A 16,598-nucleotide genomic window follows, 5' to 3' on the forward strand; every position below is an offset into this window, starting at 1 on the left:
ATGTTGGCGGGCAGCTTCGCCCGTCTCTATGCACCGACCCCGCGATGCCCCGCGCGCCTTCCGTTTCCGGAAAAGCGCGACGGATCACGCGTTATTGATAATCCGAGAAGCGCGACTGCGGCGGCGGCATCGCGGGCAGCGGCGTGTAGCCTGCCACGCCGGCCTGGAACGCCGCCGTCAGCCCGTTGTCGACCTTCGCCAATCCCTTCAGCGTCAGCTGCGCCATGAACCGCGTGCCCGAAGTCTGGGCGCCTGCTGAGTCGACCCCGTCCGAATAACGCTGCAAACCGATGCCGAGCGTCCAGCAGTCGGCGTCGTACTGGAGACCGACGAGACCGTCCACCAAGGCGTGGCCAACCAGATCGTAGTTGATGCGGCCCACGGCGTACACCCGGTGCGAGAACGGCCATTGCGCCGAGATCAGCAACTGGTTGATCGGCGTGTAGTCGAGCGTGGTGTTCGCGCGCGTGTAGCGGTACGCGATGTTCAGCACGCGGCCGGGGCCGGCGCTGTATCCGAAACCGACGCTCGCCTTCGTGAGCTGATTATTGTCCGCATTATATTGGAACGCCGTTTCCGAAGCGAAACCGCCCCCGATCTTCAGCGCCGCACCTGCGATCAGATCGGAGTGCGTCGCTTCCGCCGGCGTCTCGCCCGGCAGAAGCGTCACGCGCTGATCCTGGAAGTAGTACTGCTGCGCGATCACGAAGCGCGCGCGCTCGTCGCCGGTCGCCGGGTCGATGAAGCGCGTGGTGAGCGCGGCGGTAATGCGGTTCGCGTCGGCAATGCGGTCGTCGCCGACGAACGTGTTCGGCGTGAAGATCTCCGCGAGCCCGAAGTCCGACTCGGCCGTGTCGAAAAGGGGCGCGAACTCCTGGTTCCGGTACGGCGTGTACACGTAGTACAGGCGCGGCTCCAGCGTCTGGATGTAGTCGCTGCCGAACAGGTGGACGTTGCGCTCGAACACGAGCCCCGAGTCGAAGCTGAAGGTGGGCACCTGCTCCGTGAAGTCCTTCGGCTGCCCGACGGGCGAACCCGAGCCGATTTCGCTCAGGTTGTACGACGCGAAGTGCCACTGCACCTTCGGCGTGACGAAGTAGCCCGGCCCGATCACCGAGTACGACAGGTACGGACTGAAGGTGATACGGTCGCCTTCGGTCGAGTCCGGGGTCGTGATGGTGAAGCGCGAGTAGTCGGCCGTCGCTCCGAAGTCGAAGCCATCGACGTTGTACTTGTTGTACTTGACGTTCAACTCGGGCTCGCGGCCGTACGGCGCCGTGGACGGCGCGAGCGTCTGCCAGTTCTGGATGCGCGCGAGCACCGACCATGGCCCGTTGTTGTACGTGAGGCCGGCTTCCTGCTGATACAGCAGCTGCGTGCCGTTCAGGAACTGGCTAGCCGGCGACGCCAGGTCTTCCGGATACTGGCTGTCCGAAACCTTGTTGTAGTAGATGTAACCGCCGAACCCGTCACCGAAGTTCTGGTTGTGCTGGATGAACAGCGCGTAGCGGTTCGTGTGCGTCTGCGAATCGTCCGGCAGGAACGTGCCGGTCATCGTCCCCGAGTAGTTCGGCGTGAGATACCGGAAGTTCGCCGTCGTGAACAGGCCGCGCTTGGACATCAGCTCCGGCGTGACCGTCGCGTCGTAGTTCGGCGCGATGTTGAAGTAGTACGGTACCGCGATGTCATAGCCGTTCATCGAGTCGATCGAGAACGTCGGCGGCAGAAAGCCGCTGCGGCGATCTCCCGAGAGCGGGAACGAGAGCCACGGGCTCGCGAAAATCGGTATGTTCTGAAAATACAGGACGCTGTTGTGCGCCACGCCTTCGTCGGCGCCCGTATCGAAGTCGAACTCGCTGCCCTTGATGTACCACGACGGATTGGTGGTGCACTGGCAAGTCGTGTAGGTGCCGTTCGTCAGCACCGAGCGTTCGCTGTCGAGCAGGTCCGCCCGCTCCGCGCTGCCCGAACCCCCTGTGAGCGTGAAGTGATACTTCGGCGCCGGCATGAAGCCTTCGTTCGCTTCGACCTTCAGGTGCCCTTCGGGTCCCGCAAAGGTCGTGCCGTCCTGCGACACCACGACGTGGCCGTACGCGTCGGCGATATCGGTGTCTTCGTCGTAGTGCAGCGCGTCGCCCTTGACCGAGTTGGTGCCCTGGCGCAGTTCCGCCGCGCCCTTGGCCGCGAGGTCGGTATCCGTGGTGCCCGTGGTCGAGTCGCCGAGCACGAACGTGGCCGGATGCTGGCCCGGCACCGGGGGAAGGTCTTCGAGCTGCGGTGCAAGACGCAGGCTCCACGGACCGTCCAGCTGCTCGGGCTGGGCGGCCGCACCCGACAACTGGGCGTGCGAAATCGCGGGCATCAAGCCCGGCACGGCCACGAGCGCCGCGATGAGCCGCCGCTTGCCCGGCACGCCGTCGTCACTTCTGGAGATCGTCTGGAAAAGCTTTCTGGGCGGCATGTATGGTTTTGGCGAATCGGCCCGGCCATCAGCCCCCGGTCAGGGACACCCGCTTCTCGCGCGGGCCCCGGCTCAGACCGGGCGCACAGCGGAAGCGCCTTGCATCGGACGATGAAGGCGGCAAGCGTACCGTCATGCGGGCTTTGGCGCGAGTCGCGTCAAAAAAGTCGTGGGGTATTATATGGCAAGACGTTGATCCACTGATTCTGCTCCCGGTTTTCATGACTCCAATCGCCGTGCCCCGCGTGGCCGACGCCCGCCTCGACCTGCTCGCCGCCTGGCTCGCCTCCCACGCGCAACGCTACGCCCTCGATCTCGCCACGCTCGCCCCCGCTTCCGCCGACGCGAGCTTCAGGCGCTACTTCCGCATCGGCAGCGCGGGGGAGCACGGCGCCACGCTGATCGCCGTGGACGCGCCGCCGCCCGAGAAATGCCGCGAGTTCGTGCAGATCGCCGAACTGCTCACGGCCGCGGGCGTGCACGTGCCGCGCGTGCTGGAGGCCGATTTCGACGCCGGCTTCATGCTCGTGACCGACCTCGGCACCGCCCCCTACCTGAAGGCGCTACAGGACGCCGGCCCCGGCCCGCGCTCCCGCGAGCTGATGCACGAAGCGCTCTACGCGCTCGTGCGCTGGCAGCTCGCCTCGCGCGAGGGCGTGCTGCCGGCCTTCGACGAAGCCTTCCTGCGCCGCGAGATGGAGCTGATGCCGGAGTGGTACCTGCAGCGCCACCTGGGGCGCGAGGTGGACGCGGCCACGCGAGGCGTGCTCGACCGCACCTTCGCGCTGCTCGTCGAGAACGCGCTCAAGCAGCCGCAGGTCTTCATGCTGCGCGATTTCATGCCGCGCAACCTGATGATCGCGAGCCCGAACCCGGGCGTGCTCGACTTCCAGGACGCCGTGTACGGCCCCATCACCTACGACGTGGCTTCGCTGCTGCGCGACGCGTTCATCGGCTGGGACGAGGAGTTCGAGCTGGACTGCTTCGCCCACTACTGGGAACGCGCGAAGAAGGCCGGCCTGCCGGTGGATGCCGACTTCGGCGAGTTCTACCGCCAGCTCGAATGGACGGGCCTGCAGCGGCATATCAAGGTGCTGGGCCTCTTTTGCCGCATCAACTATCGCGACGGCAAGCCGCACTACATGAACGACCTGCCGCGTTTCCTCGGCTACGCGAGCAAGGTCGCGCACCGCTACCGGCCGCTCGCGCCGTTCGCGCGGCTCGTCGACGAGCTGCGGGGCACGGTCGCCGGGGCCGGCTACACCTTCTGACTCCCCCATCCCGACCCATGACGAGGCCGAATCCATGAGCCGCGCCCGCTTCGAGCGCACGGCGATGATCTTCGCCGCCGGGCGCGGCGAGCGCATGCGCCCGCTGACCGACTCCTGTCCGAAACCGCTCCTGAGCGCGGGCGGCAAGCCGCTGATCGTCTGGCAGATCGAGCGGCTCGCCGCGGCGGGCTATACGACTATCGTGATCAATCATGCCTGGCTGGGCGAGCGCATCGAAGCGGCGCTCGGCGACGGTACGCGCTTTGGCGTGACGCTGCGCTATTCGCCTGAAGCCGAGGCGCTGGAAACGGCGGGCGGCATCGCGCAGGCGCTGCCGCTGCTGGAGGCGCATGGCGAGCCTGCCGTGTTTCTCGGCGTAGCCGGCGACATCTTCAGCGATTACGATTTCGCGCGCCTCGCTACGCATGCCGAAGCGCTCGCTGCGAGAGCCGAGCCGGGCATGCATCTCGTCATGGTGCCGAACCCGCCATTCCACCCGAACGGCGACTTCGTGCTGGGCGAGGACGGCGTGCTCGCGCTCGACGGCGCACCCCGCCGCACCTTCGGCAGCATTGGCCTCTACGACACGCGCATGTTCCGCGACCTCGCAACCGGCACGAAGCGCGCGCTCACGCCGTACTATCGCGAGACGATCGGACAGGGCCGCGCCACCGGCGAGCTCTACGACGGCCGCTGGGAAAACGTCGGGACGCCGGCGCAACTCGCCGCGCTCGACGAAGCCTTGCGCGCTTAACCCTGCGCCGGCCCGGGCGGCGAGATTCACTCGCCGCCCGCCGCCGCCTCGATTTGCGCGTCCGGCTGCGCCGCGCGCTGCTGCTGGAGCGCCCACATCTGCGCATAATGGCCGGCCGCGGCCAGCAGCTCGGCATGTGTGCCGCGCTCGACGATGCGGCCGTGGTCCATCACGATGATCTGCTGGGCGTGCACCACCGTCGAAAGCCGGTGCGCGATCACGAGCGTCGTGCGCTCGCGTGCGATGTGGTCGAGCTCCTGCTGGATCGCGCGTTCGGAACGCGAGTCGAGCGCCGAAGTCGCCTCGTCGAACAACAGGATCGGCGGGTTCTTCAGCAACGTGCGCGCGATCGCCACGCGCTGCTTCTCGCCGCCCGAGAGCTTCAGTCCGCGCTCGCCCACCGGCGTGTCATACCCCTTCGGCAAGCTCTCGATGAACGCGTGGATATGCGCCGCGCGCGCCGCCGCGATCACTTCGTCGCGGCTCGCCGTGGGCCGCCCGTAGGCAATGTTGTAGTAGATCGAATCGTTGAACAGCACCGTGTCCTGCGGCACGATGCCGATCGAGGCGCGCAGCGAGTCCTGCGTCACGTCGCGGATATCCTGTCCGTCGATCGTGATGGCGCCGCCCGTCGTCCGGTCGAGGTCGTAGAAGCGGAACAGGAGGCGCGAGAGCGTCGATTTGCCCGAGCCGCTGTGCCCCACCACCGCGGTAGTCGTGCCCGCGGCGATCGTAAAGCTCACGTCGTGCAGGATCTGCCGCGCCGGCTCGTAGGCGAAGTTCACGTGCGAGAAGCACACCTCGCCGCCGCGCACCGCCAGCGCCGGCGCGCCGGGCTCGTCGGCCACCTCGCGCGAGACCGTGAGCAGCGTGAACATGCGGTCCATGTCGGTGAGGCTCTGCTTGAGTTCGCGATACACCACGCCGAGGAAATTCAGCGGAATGTAGAGCTGCAGCATGAACGTGTTGATGAGCACAAGATCGCCGAGCGTGAGCCGCCCCGCCATCACGCCTTCGGTCGCACGCCAGAGGATGAACACGAGCCCGGTGCCGATGATCGCCTGTTGCCCGAAATTCAGCGCGGAAAGCGAATGCTGCGACTGGATCGCGGCGGCGCGGTAGCGATGCAGGTTCTCGTCGTAGCGCTTCGTCTCCCATTCCTCGTTGCCGAAGTACTTCACGGTTTCGTAGTTGATCAGCGAATCGATCGCGCGCGAGTTGGCGCGCGAGTCGAGCTCGTTCATCGTGCGGCGGAAATGCGTGCGCCATTCCGTGACCTTCACGGTGAACACGATGTACGCCGCCAGCGCGACGAGCGTGACGATTGCGTAGTACGCCTCATATTTCACGACGAAGAAGCCGAGCACGAGCCCGACTTCCACCAGCGTCGGCAGGATGCTGTAGAGCGAGTACGAGATGAGCTGCGTGATGCCGCGCGTCCCGCGTTCGATGTCGCGCGACATGCCGCCCGTCTGCCGGTCCAGGTGAAAGCGCAGCGAGAGCCCGTGCAGATGCCGGAACACCTTGAGCGCAAGCTGGCGCACGGCGCTTTCGGTCACCTTCGAAAAGAGGATTTCGCGCAGTTCGGTGAAGAGCGAGGTGGAGAGCCGCACGACGGCGTACGCCACCACGAGCAGCCCGATGCCGCCCACCAGCACGATGCCGGGCGCGTGCTCGGCGCGGCCGAGCGCCGCGAGGTGGCGCACGGAAGCGAGGCCGTCGACGATGTGCTTCATCACGATCGGCACGCCGAGGTTCGCGACCTTCGCGCCGATCAGGCAGGTGAGCGCGAAACCCACGCGCCACCGGTAGGCGGTGAGATAGGGCAGCAGCGAAACGATGGTCTGCCAGTCGTTGCGTGGCCCGGTGGCGGGCAGCGGCGGTTCGTTGGAGGTGGGAAAACGGCGCATGACGACAGCGGGAAACCGCGTGATGGATGGGGGACTTCGGGCGACGGGATCGGCGCGAACGCCCCGCGGCGGCCGGCCTGGGCCCCGCTTTCCCGTACAATTCATAATTACCGTATTGTCGCAGAAGGCGCCCGGCGCCGCTCAGGCCAGCCTTGCCAGGCCCGCCGCGGCACTCTCCCCGCGACACTCTCCCCTTTTCCTGGACGACCGATGACCGACGCCCTCCCGCTCCCCCCCAAGCCGCCCGCGCTGCGCGTCGTGCCGCAGCCCTCGGACGCCAACGTGCATGGCGACGTATTCGGCGGCTGGATCATGGCCCAGGTGGACATTGCCGGCTCGATTCCGGCGAGCCGCCGCGCGAACGGCCGCGTCGCCACGGTCGCCGTGAACTCGTTTCTCTTCAAGCAGCCGGTGTTCGTGGGCGATCTGCTGAGCTTCTATGCCGAGATCGTCAAGACCGGGACGACCTCGGTGACCGTCGAGGTCGAGGTGTACGCCCAGCGCATGCGGCTTGCCGACGAAGTCGTCAAGGTGACCGAAGCGACCCTCACCTACGTCGCCACCGGCAACGACCGCCGGCCGCGCCCGCTGCCGCCGCTCGCCGGCACCTGATCCGGGCCCGGGCCGGGCGCGTGCATCCCGGCCCCTTCTTCGTACGCGATGCTCGCGCCAAGCAGTGTCGCGACCTCTTCGCCCGGCAGCGGCGGCGCGAAGAAGAAACCCTGCATCTCGTCGCAGGCGCGCTCGCGCAGGAACGCGTACTGCGACGACGTCTCCACGCCCTCCGCCACCACCAGCAACTGCAGTTCGTGCGCCAGCGCGATGATCGCCGCGGTGATGGTTTCGTCGTCGCCGCCCGAGCCGATATCGGCCACGAACGAGCGGTCGATCTTGAGCCGGTCCACCGGCAGCCGCTTCAGGTAGCTCAGGCTCGAATAGCCAGTGCCGAAGTCGTCCACCGAAAGCCCGATGCCGAGCGCGTGCAGCTCGTTGAGCATCGACACCGCCTCTTCGGCGTTGCGCATCAGCGTGCTCTCGGTGAGTTCGAGATCGAGCCAGCAGGCTTCGAGACCGGTTTGCGCGAGCACCTCGGTCACGAGCTGCGCGATATTGCGCTGATTGAACACGCGCGCCGACAGGTTGACCGACACGCGCACCGCCGGCAGCCCCGCGCGCTGCCACGCGCGGTTCTGGCGGCAGGCCTCGCGCAGCACCCAGTCGGAGAGCGGGCCGATCAGCCCGCTCTCCTCGGCGACAGGAATGAACTGCGAAGGCGGCACGACCCCGGTTTCCGGGTCGTGCCAGCGCACGAGCGCCTCCATGCCCACGATGCGCCCCGTTCCCACCTCCACCTGCGGCTGGTAGTGCAGCCGGAACTCGCCGTCGCGCAGCGCGCGGCGCAGGCGCCGTTCGAGGTTCATGCGCGCGCCCACGCTCGCATTCATCTCCGGCTCGAAGAACTGGAAGGTGTTGCGCCCCATGTCCTTGGCGCGGTACATCGCGACATCGGCCTTCTTTAGCAGCGCCTCGGCGTCGCCGCCGTCCTGCGGGAAGAGGCTCGCGCCCATGCTGCAGCCCACGTAGAGCTCGGTGCCGTCGAGCCACACGGGCTCCGAGATCATGGCCCGCGCCCGCTCCATCCAGTTGATCAGCGACTTTTCGTCGAGGGTGTCGGTCAGCACGATCACGAACTCGTCGCCGCCGTGGCGCGCGACCGTGTCGCTCGTGCGCGTGCAGCGCGCAAGGCGCTCGGCCACGACGCGCAGCAGCCGGTCGCCGACGCTGTGGCCCAGGCTGTCGTTCACGTTCTTGAAACCGTCGAGGTCGATGAACACCACGGCCACGCCGCGCTCGTGCCGGTGCGCGGAAACCAGCGCCTGCTGCAGGCGGTCGCGCAGCAGGTTGCGGTTCGGCAGCAGCGTGAGGCTGTCGTAGTTGGCCTGGTATTCGAGCTGCTCCTGGTAGCGGATCAGCGCGGTGACGTCGTTGATGATGCCGATGTGATGCGTCGTGCGGCCTCCGAGATCGGGCACCGGCGCGATCAGTAGCTGGTTCCAGAAGAGCCCGCCGTCCCTGCGGTAGTTGCGCAGCACGGCGCTCACCTCGCGGTTCGCGGCCAGCGCCTCGCGGATCGCGACGAGCCCGTCCTGGTCGCGGTCGTCGCGCTGCAGCAGACGGCTGTCGAGCCCGATCACCTCGGCCGGGTCGTAGCCCGTGATCCGCCCGAACGCCGGATTCACATATTCGATCAGGTTACTGCCGCCCGGCCCCGGCGCCGTGATGAGAATCGCGTTCACGCAGGCGTCGAGCGCGCGGCTTTGCAGGCGCAGCGCGAGATCGGCGCGCTTGCGCTCGGTCGTGTCCGTGAGCGAGCCCAGCACGCCGATCACGCGGCCGTCGCCGTCCAGCATCGGCAGCTTGCTCGTGAGCGTGGTCTTGTGCACGCCGCCCACCGTCATGTCCTCTTCGAAGTTGATGTTCGGCAGCCCCGATTCGAGCACCTCGCGGTCCTGCGCCCGCATGACCGCGGCGTAGGCGCGCCACGGCAGATCGTCGTCGGTCTTGCCGATGATCTGCTCGGGATACGCGAGCCCCGCGTCGCGCGCGAACGTCATGTTGCAGCCCAGATAGCGCGATTCGGCGTCCTTCCAGAAGATGCGCTGCGGAATGTTGTCGATCACCGTCTCGAGCATCTGGTTCGAGCGCTGCGCTTCGGCCTCGGCGAGGATCTGCTCGGTCACGTCCTCGGCGTGCACGAAGACGGCGGCGCGGCCGAGAAACGTCAGCGCATGGTGCGAGATATTGGCGCTGATCGTCGCGCCGTTGCGGCGGCGGTGATGCCACACGCCGGCCATCGTGCGCACGTTCGGCGTGAGCGTGTCCGTGCGCGCGAGGTATTGATCGAGACGCGCGACGTCCTCGTGCGCGCGGATGTCGCGGATCGTCATCGTGAGGAATTCTTCCTCGCGGTAGCCGTACTGCTGGATCGCCGCCGCGTTGACGGCGAGAAAGCCCAGCGTCTCGCGGTCGAATACGTACATGGGCACCGGATGGGCGTCGAACAGCCCCTGGAACCCCTCGCTGATGACACGCGTGCCGTGCAGCTTTTCGCGGGCCGCGCTTTCGCGCGCGCCGAAGGTATAGAGCAGCAGCGTCGCGCCGGCGAGCATGGTCACGATCAGGAGGATCGAAGCATGGCTCGACGAGCGCGAGGACTCGCTGAGCGCGGCCGACAGCGCCAGGTCCTGCGCGCCCTGCAGCGCCGAGAGCCGGGCGTCGAGCCGGTCCACGCCCGCGTCGAGGCGGATGTACTCGGTGGTGGCCCAGGTGGCGGCGTCGGGGGCAAGCGCGGCAAGCGGCGAAGTGGGCGTGGCCGCAGGGATGGCCGCAGGGATGGCCGTGGGGATGGCCTCGGGCGCGGCCGCCTCGGCACCCGCAGGCGCTACGGCGCCGGCAGGTTGCGTCATCGCCCCCGCGGCACCGGCTTGCGCCCGCGCGTCGGCAACCCGCTGCTCGACGCGCGCAAAGGTGTCGTCGACATCGCGCGCCAGCGCCAGCGCATCGAGCGCCACCGTGTCGAACCGTCCGCCCAGCGCGGGGTTGCCGGCCAGTTCGGCGCTCACCGAGCGCGCGGCCTGCTCGAGCGTCGCGGCGCGCCGCGCGCGCGCGTCCGCCGGCTCGGTCTCGCCCGTCGATTCATAGCGGCCGAACGCGGCAAGACCGCCGCCCAGCGCGCCGCGGAAACGATCGAGATCGTGCCTCACGCGCGCCGCCTGGGCGGCCCGGGCGTCGATCTCGCGTTGCGCGCCGATCTGCGTCCAGGCGACGAACGCATTGGCCCCGACGGCTGCCGCAACGACCGCCAGATTAATGAGCTGGCGTCTTGGAAAGAGAAGGTTCATTGTGTGCCGAACGTCGTTCGTCCCCCGCTCGATACGCGCGGAACGAAGGAAAACGACCTGCGTGCGAATGGCTGGCGTCTGCTGCGCCAAACCGGATAACGGCACGCCTCGGCAAGGCTTGAGGAAAAAAGGGCAAAAATCCGACGATTAGAGGGGGACTTAAGACGAAAGGAGCCTAAAGCGGCGCCGCCAGGCCGAACTCGTGCATGGCGGGCGCGAAGTCGTGGTTGCTCTCGGGCTTGCGTGCGAGCTTGGCCAGCACGTAGCGCTGGAACGGCGCGAGCCGCGCCCACGCTGCGACGCCGGGCTCCGCGAGGCCGGCCAGCGCCGCCTGGCGCCCGATGCCGTCCGGCACCGCGCTCACGTCGCGCCAGGCCGGCGCCGCGTCGGGCTCGAACCATTCGGGCTCGACATTGGCGTGCGTGCGCAGCATTTCGAAGAGCGCGTGGTCGAAATTCGGCTCGATTTCGACGTCCTCGTCCACGGGGAAGCGCGCGAGAAGGCGCCGGTCTTCCCACGGCAGCAGTTGCCACTGGGCGAGCGTGATGCGCAGCCCGAAACGGTCCAGATTGAAGCGCACGCACATGGGGATGAAAGTGAGGTTTTCCGACGATTCGACCTCGAACCCGAAGAGAAGCGGAGCTTCGTTCAAAGACATGGCAGTATCCTCGCTGGGCGGGCGCGAGCGGGGAACGCCCGCCTGAGGTATTTTAGAACCTTCCGCGCGGCGCGCGAGCCGCGCTGCACAAGGCTGCATGGAGCATCACGCTTGAACCCACTGGAAACCGAAGGCCAGCCCGGCGCCGTCGAGCTGCGCGTGCACCGGCACCGCGGCGGCGCGGTCGAAACGACCGTGGACCGCGTCGGCCAGGAATGGCCCGTCGCGCTCGTATTCAACGGCATCTCGCACGCGGTGATGATGTGCACGCCGTGCGATCTGGAAGCGTTTGCGGTGGGCTTTGCGATTTCGGAAGGGATCGTCGGCCGCAACGCCGACATTCAGGACATCGAGGTCCACCTGCGCGAGGACGCGGACCTGCCCCACGCCGAAGTCCATCTCACGGTCGTCCAGCAGGCGTTCGCCGGCCTCAAGGAGAAGCGCCGCGCGCTCGCGGGGCGCACCGGCTGCGGCGTGTGCGGGATCGAGAGCATCGATCTGCTCGACCTCGAGCCCGAACAAGTTCCGGATACGGGGTTCATGAGCCGCCTCGCCCCTGAAGCGATTGCGCGCGCGGCGCGCGAACTGCCGCGGCATCAGGCGCTCACGAAGCTCACCGGCGGCTTGCATGCGGCCGCGTGGTGCGACGCAGAAGGCGCCATCCTCCATGCGTTCGAGGACGTCGGCCGCCACAACGCGCTCGACAAATTGATCGGCCAGCTCGTGCTCGAGCGCGCCGACACGCAGCAGGGCTTCGTGTTCCTGTCGAGCCGCGCGAGCTACGAGCTCGTGCGCAAGGCGGCGCGCGTCGGCATTCCGATGCTAGCGACCATCTCCGCGCCATCCTCGCTCGCGATTGCCATCGCGAAGCGCGCCGGGCTGCGGCTCGTGAGCTTCTGCCGCGAGTCGGGTTACGTGGACTACGAAACGGCCTGAGGGCGCAACGGCCCCGCCGGAAGCGGTCCGGCGAGGCCTCGCGCTCGCGCTTCAGTCGAACTGGCGGAAATCGGGCTTGCGCTTCTGCAGGAAGGCCGTGAACGCCTCGCGCGCCTCGGGCGCGAGCAGCATCTTGCCGAAGTGCACGCCCTCCTCGCTCATGCGCGTCTTGATCTCGTGCTCGCTCGCCTGCTTCATGAGCGCTTTCGTCACGCGCAGCGACGCGGCCGGCAGCGCCGCGAGCTTCGCCATCTGCCCCGCCACGAAGGCGTCGAGCTCGGCGGCCGGCAGCACACGGTTCACGAAGCCCATGCGATGCGCTTCGGCGGCGTCGAAAGTCTCGCCGAGCAGCAGCTTCTCCGCCGCCGCCTGGTAGCCGGCAATGCGCGGCAGGAGCAGCGAGGACGCCGCTTCAGGGCACAGCCCGAGCTGCGCGAACGGCACGGCGAAGCGCGCGTTATCGGCGGCATAGACCATGTCGCAATGCAGCAGGAGCGTCGTGCCCACGCCGATCGCGGGACCGGCCACGGCCGCGACGAGCGGCTTCGTCGCGCTGGAGATGGCGTCGAGGAAGCGCATGACGGGCGACTCGCCGCCGGTGGGCGGCGTCTTCAGGAAGTCTTCGATGTCGTTGCCGGCCGTGAAGACCTCCGCATGCCCGCGAAGCAGCACCGCGCGCACGGCGGTGTCGGCGTGCGCGTCCTTCAGCGCGTCGAACATCGCCTGGTACATCGGCGGCGTGAGCGCGTTCTTGCGCTCGGGCCGGTTGATGGTGATCGTCAGCACGCCGTTGTCGCGGGCGATCAGGATTTCGTTGCTCATCCTCTGGTCTCCTTCGTCGATACGAAAAACGGCCCGCAGACCGCGAGGCCTGCGAACCGTGTCGTTGATGCGCCTGCCATCCGGGCGCCCGAAGCGCTTACAGCCGCTCGATGATGCCCGCGGCACCCATGCCGGTGCCCACGCACATCGTCACCATGCCGTACTTCAGGTTGCGGCGGCGCAGGCCGTGCACGACCGTCGAAGCGCGGATCGCGCCCGTCGCGCCGAGCGGGTGACCCAGCGCGATCGCTCCGCCCAGCGGATTGATCTTCGAAGGATCGAGGCCGAGGTCCTGGATCACCGCCAGCGACTGCGCGGCAAACGCTTCGTTCAGCTCGATCCAGTCGAGATCGTCCTGCTTGAGGCCCGCGGCCTTCAGCGCGGCCGGGATCGCTTCCTTCGGGCCGATGCCCATGATCTCCGGCGGCACGCCGCGCACCGCGAAGCTCACGAAGCGCGCGAGCGGCGTGAGGTTGAACTGCTTGAGCATCTTTTCGGAGACGACGATCAGCGCGCCGGCGCCGTCCGAGGTCTGCGAGCTGTTGCCCGCCGTCACCGAACCCTTGTTCGCGAACACGGGGCGCAGCTTGCCGAGGCCTTCGAGCGAGGTGTCCGCGCGCGGACCTTCGTCGAGCGCAATCCGACGCTCCTTCACCTTGACTTCGCCCGTGGCGAGGTCCGGGAAGCGTTCGACGATGGTGTACGGCGCGATCTCGTCGTTGAATTCGCCGGCCTGCTGCGCGGCCAGCGCGCGGCGGTGCGACTCCACCGCGAACGCGTCCTGCGCGTCGCGGCTCACCTTCCAGCGCTCCGCCACCTTCTCGGCCGTAAGACCCATGCCGTAGGCAATGCCGATGTTCTCGTTCGAGTCGAAGATATGCGGCGACATCGAGGGCTTGTTGCCCATCATCGGCACCATGCTCATCGACTCGCAGCCGCCCGCGATCATCGCATCGGATTCGCCGACGCGAATGCGGTCCGCCGCCATCGCAAGCGCAGTCAGTCCCGAGGCGCAGAAGCGGTTGACGGTCACGCCGCCCACCGTGTTCGGCAGCCCCGCGAGCAGCGCGCCGATGCGCGCCACGTTCAGGCCCTGCTCCGCTTCGGGAATCGCGCAGCCGATGATGGCGTCTTCGATCACCTGGGTGTCGAGGCCCGGCACCTGCGCCACCGCCGACTTGATGGCGTGGACGAGCAGCTCGTCCGGGCGGGTGTTCTTGAACGCGCCGCGCGGCGCCTTGCCGATGGGTGTGCGGCTCGCGGCGACGATGTATGCGTCTTGCAGCTGTTTGCTCATCTGTAACTCCGATCCGTAATGTGCATGCGTCGTGCCGCTTAGTTGCGCACCGGCTTGCCGGTCTGCAACATGCCCATGATGCGTTCCTGCGTCTTCTGCGTGCCGAGCAGGTCGACGAAAGCGCGGCGCTCGAGCGTGAGCAGCCATTCTTCGTCGACGAGGCTGCCCGCCTCCACGTCGCCGCCGCAGACCGCCTCGGCGATGCGGCTCGCGATCAGGAAATCGTGGTCGCTGATGAAGCGGCCGTCGCGCATGCCCACGAGCGACGCCTTGATCGTCGCGATGGCCGACCGGCCCGCCACCGGAATCTGCGTCGCGCGCAGCGGCGGACGGTAGCCCGTGGCGGAGAGCGCACGCGCTTCCTTCTTCGCCGTGTCGAGCAGTTCGAACACGTTGAAGACGATCGTGTCGGTCGGCTTCACGTAGCCCATCGCACGCGCTTCGAGACCCGAGCCGGACACCTTCGCCATCGCGGCGTTCTCGAACGACTTCTGCAGGAAGCGCAGCAGGTCGCTCGGCGCGGCGCCCACGGCAGCGGCCGCGTCGGCGGCGCGCAGCGCGGCTTCCTTCAGGCCGCCGCCAGCCGGCACGAGGCCCACGCCCACTTCCACGAGACCGACATAGCTCTCGATATGCACGACGCGCTTCGCGCTATGCAGCATCAGCTCGCAGCCGCCGCCCAGCGCGATGCCCGACACGGCCGTCACGACCGGCACGTTCGCGTACTTCACGCGCATCATGCTGTCCTGGAACTTCTTCACGAACGGCTCGATGCCCTTGGCGCCGCCCATCATGAAGGCGGGCATGGCTTCTTCGAGGTTGGCGCCGGCCGAGAACGGGCCACCGGGCGCGCCGAGCTTCAGCGACGTCGGTTGCCAGATCACGACGCCCTTGTAGCCTTGCTCGGCGATCTCGATGGCCTTCACGAGGCTGTCGAGCACACCCGGGCCCATCGTGTTCATCTTGCTCTTGTACGAGACGATGACGACGTCGTCCTCGCCCGCGCGGTCGTCCACCCAGGCGCGCAGGTGCTCGTTCTCGAGCAGCGTTTTGCCCCAGGTCTTCGGATCGCGCGCATTCGATTCGCCGAACAGCGCGGCGCGGAACACCTGGCGCTCGTACACGGGCAGGTTCGAGCGCGGCACGAAGCGTTGTGCAGCCGGCGACCACGAGCCCTCGGCGCCATGCACGCCGCCGTTTTCAGCGACCGCACCTTCGAACACCCATGCCGGCAGCGGTGCATTCGAGAGCGTCTTGCCGGCGTCGATGTCTTCCTTGACCCACTCGGCCACCTGCTTCCAGCCGGCGGCCTGCCAGCCCTCGAACGGGCCTTCGTTCCAGCCGAAGCCCCAGCGGATCGCGAGGTCGACGTCGCGCGCGTTGTCGGCGATCGACTGCAGATGCACGCCGATGTAATGGAACACGTCGCGGAAAATCGACCACAGGAACTGGGCTTGCGGATGCTGCGTCTCGCGCAGCAGCTTCAGGCGTTCGGCGGGCGGACGCTTGAGAATGCGGCCGACGATTTCGTCGGCCTTGCCGCCCGCATCGACGTACTCGCCCTTCTCGGCGTCGAGCACCTTGATCGCCTTGCCTTCCTTGCGATAGAAGCCGCCGCCGGTCTTTTGACCGAGCGCGCCCTTGGCGACGAGCGCGGCCAGCACGGCCGGCGTCTCGTAGACCGGGAAGAACGGATCGTCCTTCAGGTTGTCCTGCATCGTCTTGATGACGTGCGCCATCGTGTCGAGGCCGACAACGTCAGCAGTCCGGAACGTCGCCGACTTCGCGCGGCCGAGGCGGCTGCCGGTCAGATCATCCACTTCGTCGAAGCGCAGACCGAACTTCTTCGCCTCCGCAATCACCGCGAGGATCGAGAAGATGCCGACGCGGTTCGCGATGAAGTTCGGCGTATCCTTCGCGCGCACGACGCCCTTGCCCACCACGCTCGTCAGGAACGTTTCGAGCTGGTCGAGGATTTCCGGCTTCGTGTGCGCGGTCGGAATCAGCTCGACCAGATGCATGTAGCGCGGCGGATTGAAGAAGTGCACGCCGCAGAAGCGCGCCTTGAGCGCATCGTCGAAGCCTTCCGAGAGCGCCGTGATCGACAGGCCCGAGGTATTGCTCGCGAAGATCGCGTTCGGGGCGATGTGCGGCGCGACCTTCTTGTAGAGGTCGTGCTTCCAGTCCATGCGTTCGGCGATCGCCTCGATCACCACGTCGCATTCCGCGAGCTTTGCGATGTCGTCTTCGTAGTTCGCGGGCGTGATGTACTGCGCGTCGTCCTTCACGCCGAACGGCGCGGGCGACAGTTTCTTCAGGTTCTCGATCGCCTTCAGCGCGATGGCGTTCTTCGGGCCTTCCTTCGCGGGCAGATCGAACAGCAGCACGGGCACGCGGGCGTTGATCAGGTGCGCGGCGATCTGCGCGCCCATCACGCCGGCGCCGAGCACGGCCACCTTGCGAATATTGAGATTGCTCACGTTGTTCCTCCAGCGGATATGCAATGTCGAGCGGATTTGAGATGAGGGCGACGCGCAACGCATGAAGCGCTCGCGCCGCTTTCGGACATCGGGGAAGCGGAGCGCCG

Annotated in this window: 11 protein-coding genes; 4 read left to right on the plus strand and 7 right to left on the minus strand. The window is 67.5% G+C overall.

Going from position 1 to position 16,598, the window contains the following annotated elements; translation table 11 throughout:
• Positions 1–91: 91 nt before the first annotated feature.
• A complete protein-coding gene (locus BAC01S_RS08200) occupies positions 92–2,461 on the minus strand; it encodes an LPS-assembly protein LptD (RefSeq protein ID WP_027794326.1) in 2,370 nt (789 codons plus the stop codon).
• A gap of 221 nt (positions 2,462–2,682) precedes the next feature.
• Between BAC01S_RS08200 and BAC01S_RS08205 the strand changes: the two genes are divergently transcribed.
• Together BAC01S_RS08205 and murU are read left to right on the plus strand one after the other, a co-directional pair.
• Entirely contained in the window at positions 2,683–3,732 is a 1,050-nt protein-coding gene (locus BAC01S_RS08205) for an aminoglycoside phosphotransferase family protein (RefSeq protein WP_027794327.1), read from the plus strand.
• Between the two features lie 64 nt (positions 3,733–3,796).
• Entirely contained in the window at positions 3,797–4,486 is a 690-nt protein-coding gene (gene murU, locus BAC01S_RS08210) for an N-acetylmuramate alpha-1-phosphate uridylyltransferase MurU (protein ID WP_027794328.1), read from the plus strand.
• A gap of 26 nt (positions 4,487–4,512) precedes the next feature.
• Here murU and BAC01S_RS08215 read toward each other — a convergent pair whose 3' ends face one another.
• The gene (locus BAC01S_RS08215; RefSeq protein ID WP_027794329.1) at positions 4,513–6,396 is read right to left on the minus strand and encodes an ABCB family ABC transporter ATP-binding protein/permease; all 1,884 of its coding nucleotides are present in this window, start codon (positions 6,394–6,396) and stop codon (positions 4,513–4,515) included.
• A gap of 210 nt (positions 6,397–6,606) precedes the next feature.
• Here BAC01S_RS08215 and BAC01S_RS08220 point away from each other — a divergent pair, with 210 nt between their 5' ends.
• Positions 6,607–7,008, plus strand: a complete 402-nt coding sequence (locus tag BAC01S_RS08220) for an acyl-CoA thioesterase (protein WP_027794330.1) — start codon at positions 6,607–6,609, stop codon at positions 7,006–7,008.
• Here BAC01S_RS08220 and BAC01S_RS30655 read toward each other — a convergent pair.
• Entirely contained in the window at positions 6,948–10,298 is a 3,351-nt protein-coding gene (locus tag BAC01S_RS30655; RefSeq protein ID WP_084168366.1) for a sensor domain-containing protein, read from the minus strand. The two genes, BAC01S_RS08220 and BAC01S_RS30655, sit on opposite strands and share 61 nt — an antisense overlap.
• 175 nt (positions 10,299–10,473) lie before the next feature.
• On the minus strand, positions 10,474–10,956 hold the full coding sequence (locus tag BAC01S_RS08235; protein WP_027794331.1) for a nitrate reductase associated protein: 483 nt from the start codon (positions 10,954–10,956) through the stop codon (positions 10,474–10,476).
• A gap of 111 nt (positions 10,957–11,067) precedes the next feature.
• Between BAC01S_RS08235 and fdhD the strand changes: the two genes are divergently transcribed.
• On the plus strand, positions 11,068–11,892 hold the full coding sequence (gene fdhD, locus BAC01S_RS08240) for a formate dehydrogenase accessory sulfurtransferase FdhD (protein ID WP_027794332.1): 825 nt from the start codon (positions 11,068–11,070) through the stop codon (positions 11,890–11,892).
• Positions 11,893–11,943: 51 nt separating this feature from the next.
• Here the strand turns inward: fdhD and BAC01S_RS08245 are convergent, their stop codons facing one another.
• The 3 genes from BAC01S_RS08245 to BAC01S_RS08255 form a co-directional block, all read right to left on the minus strand.
• On the minus strand, positions 11,944–12,714 hold the full coding sequence (locus BAC01S_RS08245) for an enoyl-CoA hydratase (RefSeq protein ID WP_027794333.1): 771 nt from the start codon (positions 12,712–12,714) through the stop codon (positions 11,944–11,946).
• A 97-nt stretch (positions 12,715–12,811) separates the two neighbouring features.
• Entirely contained in the window at positions 12,812–14,011 is a 1,200-nt protein-coding gene (locus BAC01S_RS08250) for an acetyl-CoA C-acyltransferase (RefSeq protein ID WP_027794334.1), read from the minus strand.
• A gap of 38 nt (positions 14,012–14,049) precedes the next feature.
• A complete protein-coding gene (locus tag BAC01S_RS08255; RefSeq protein ID WP_027794335.1) occupies positions 14,050–16,491 on the minus strand; it encodes a 3-hydroxyacyl-CoA dehydrogenase/enoyl-CoA hydratase family protein in 2,442 nt (813 codons plus the stop codon).
• Positions 16,492–16,598: the final 107 nt, after the last annotated feature.

Source organism: Paraburkholderia acidipaludis NBRC 101816 (assembly GCF_000684975.1).
In the GTDB taxonomy this organism is placed as follows: Bacteria; Pseudomonadota; Gammaproteobacteria; order Burkholderiales; family Burkholderiaceae; genus Paraburkholderia; species Paraburkholderia acidipaludis.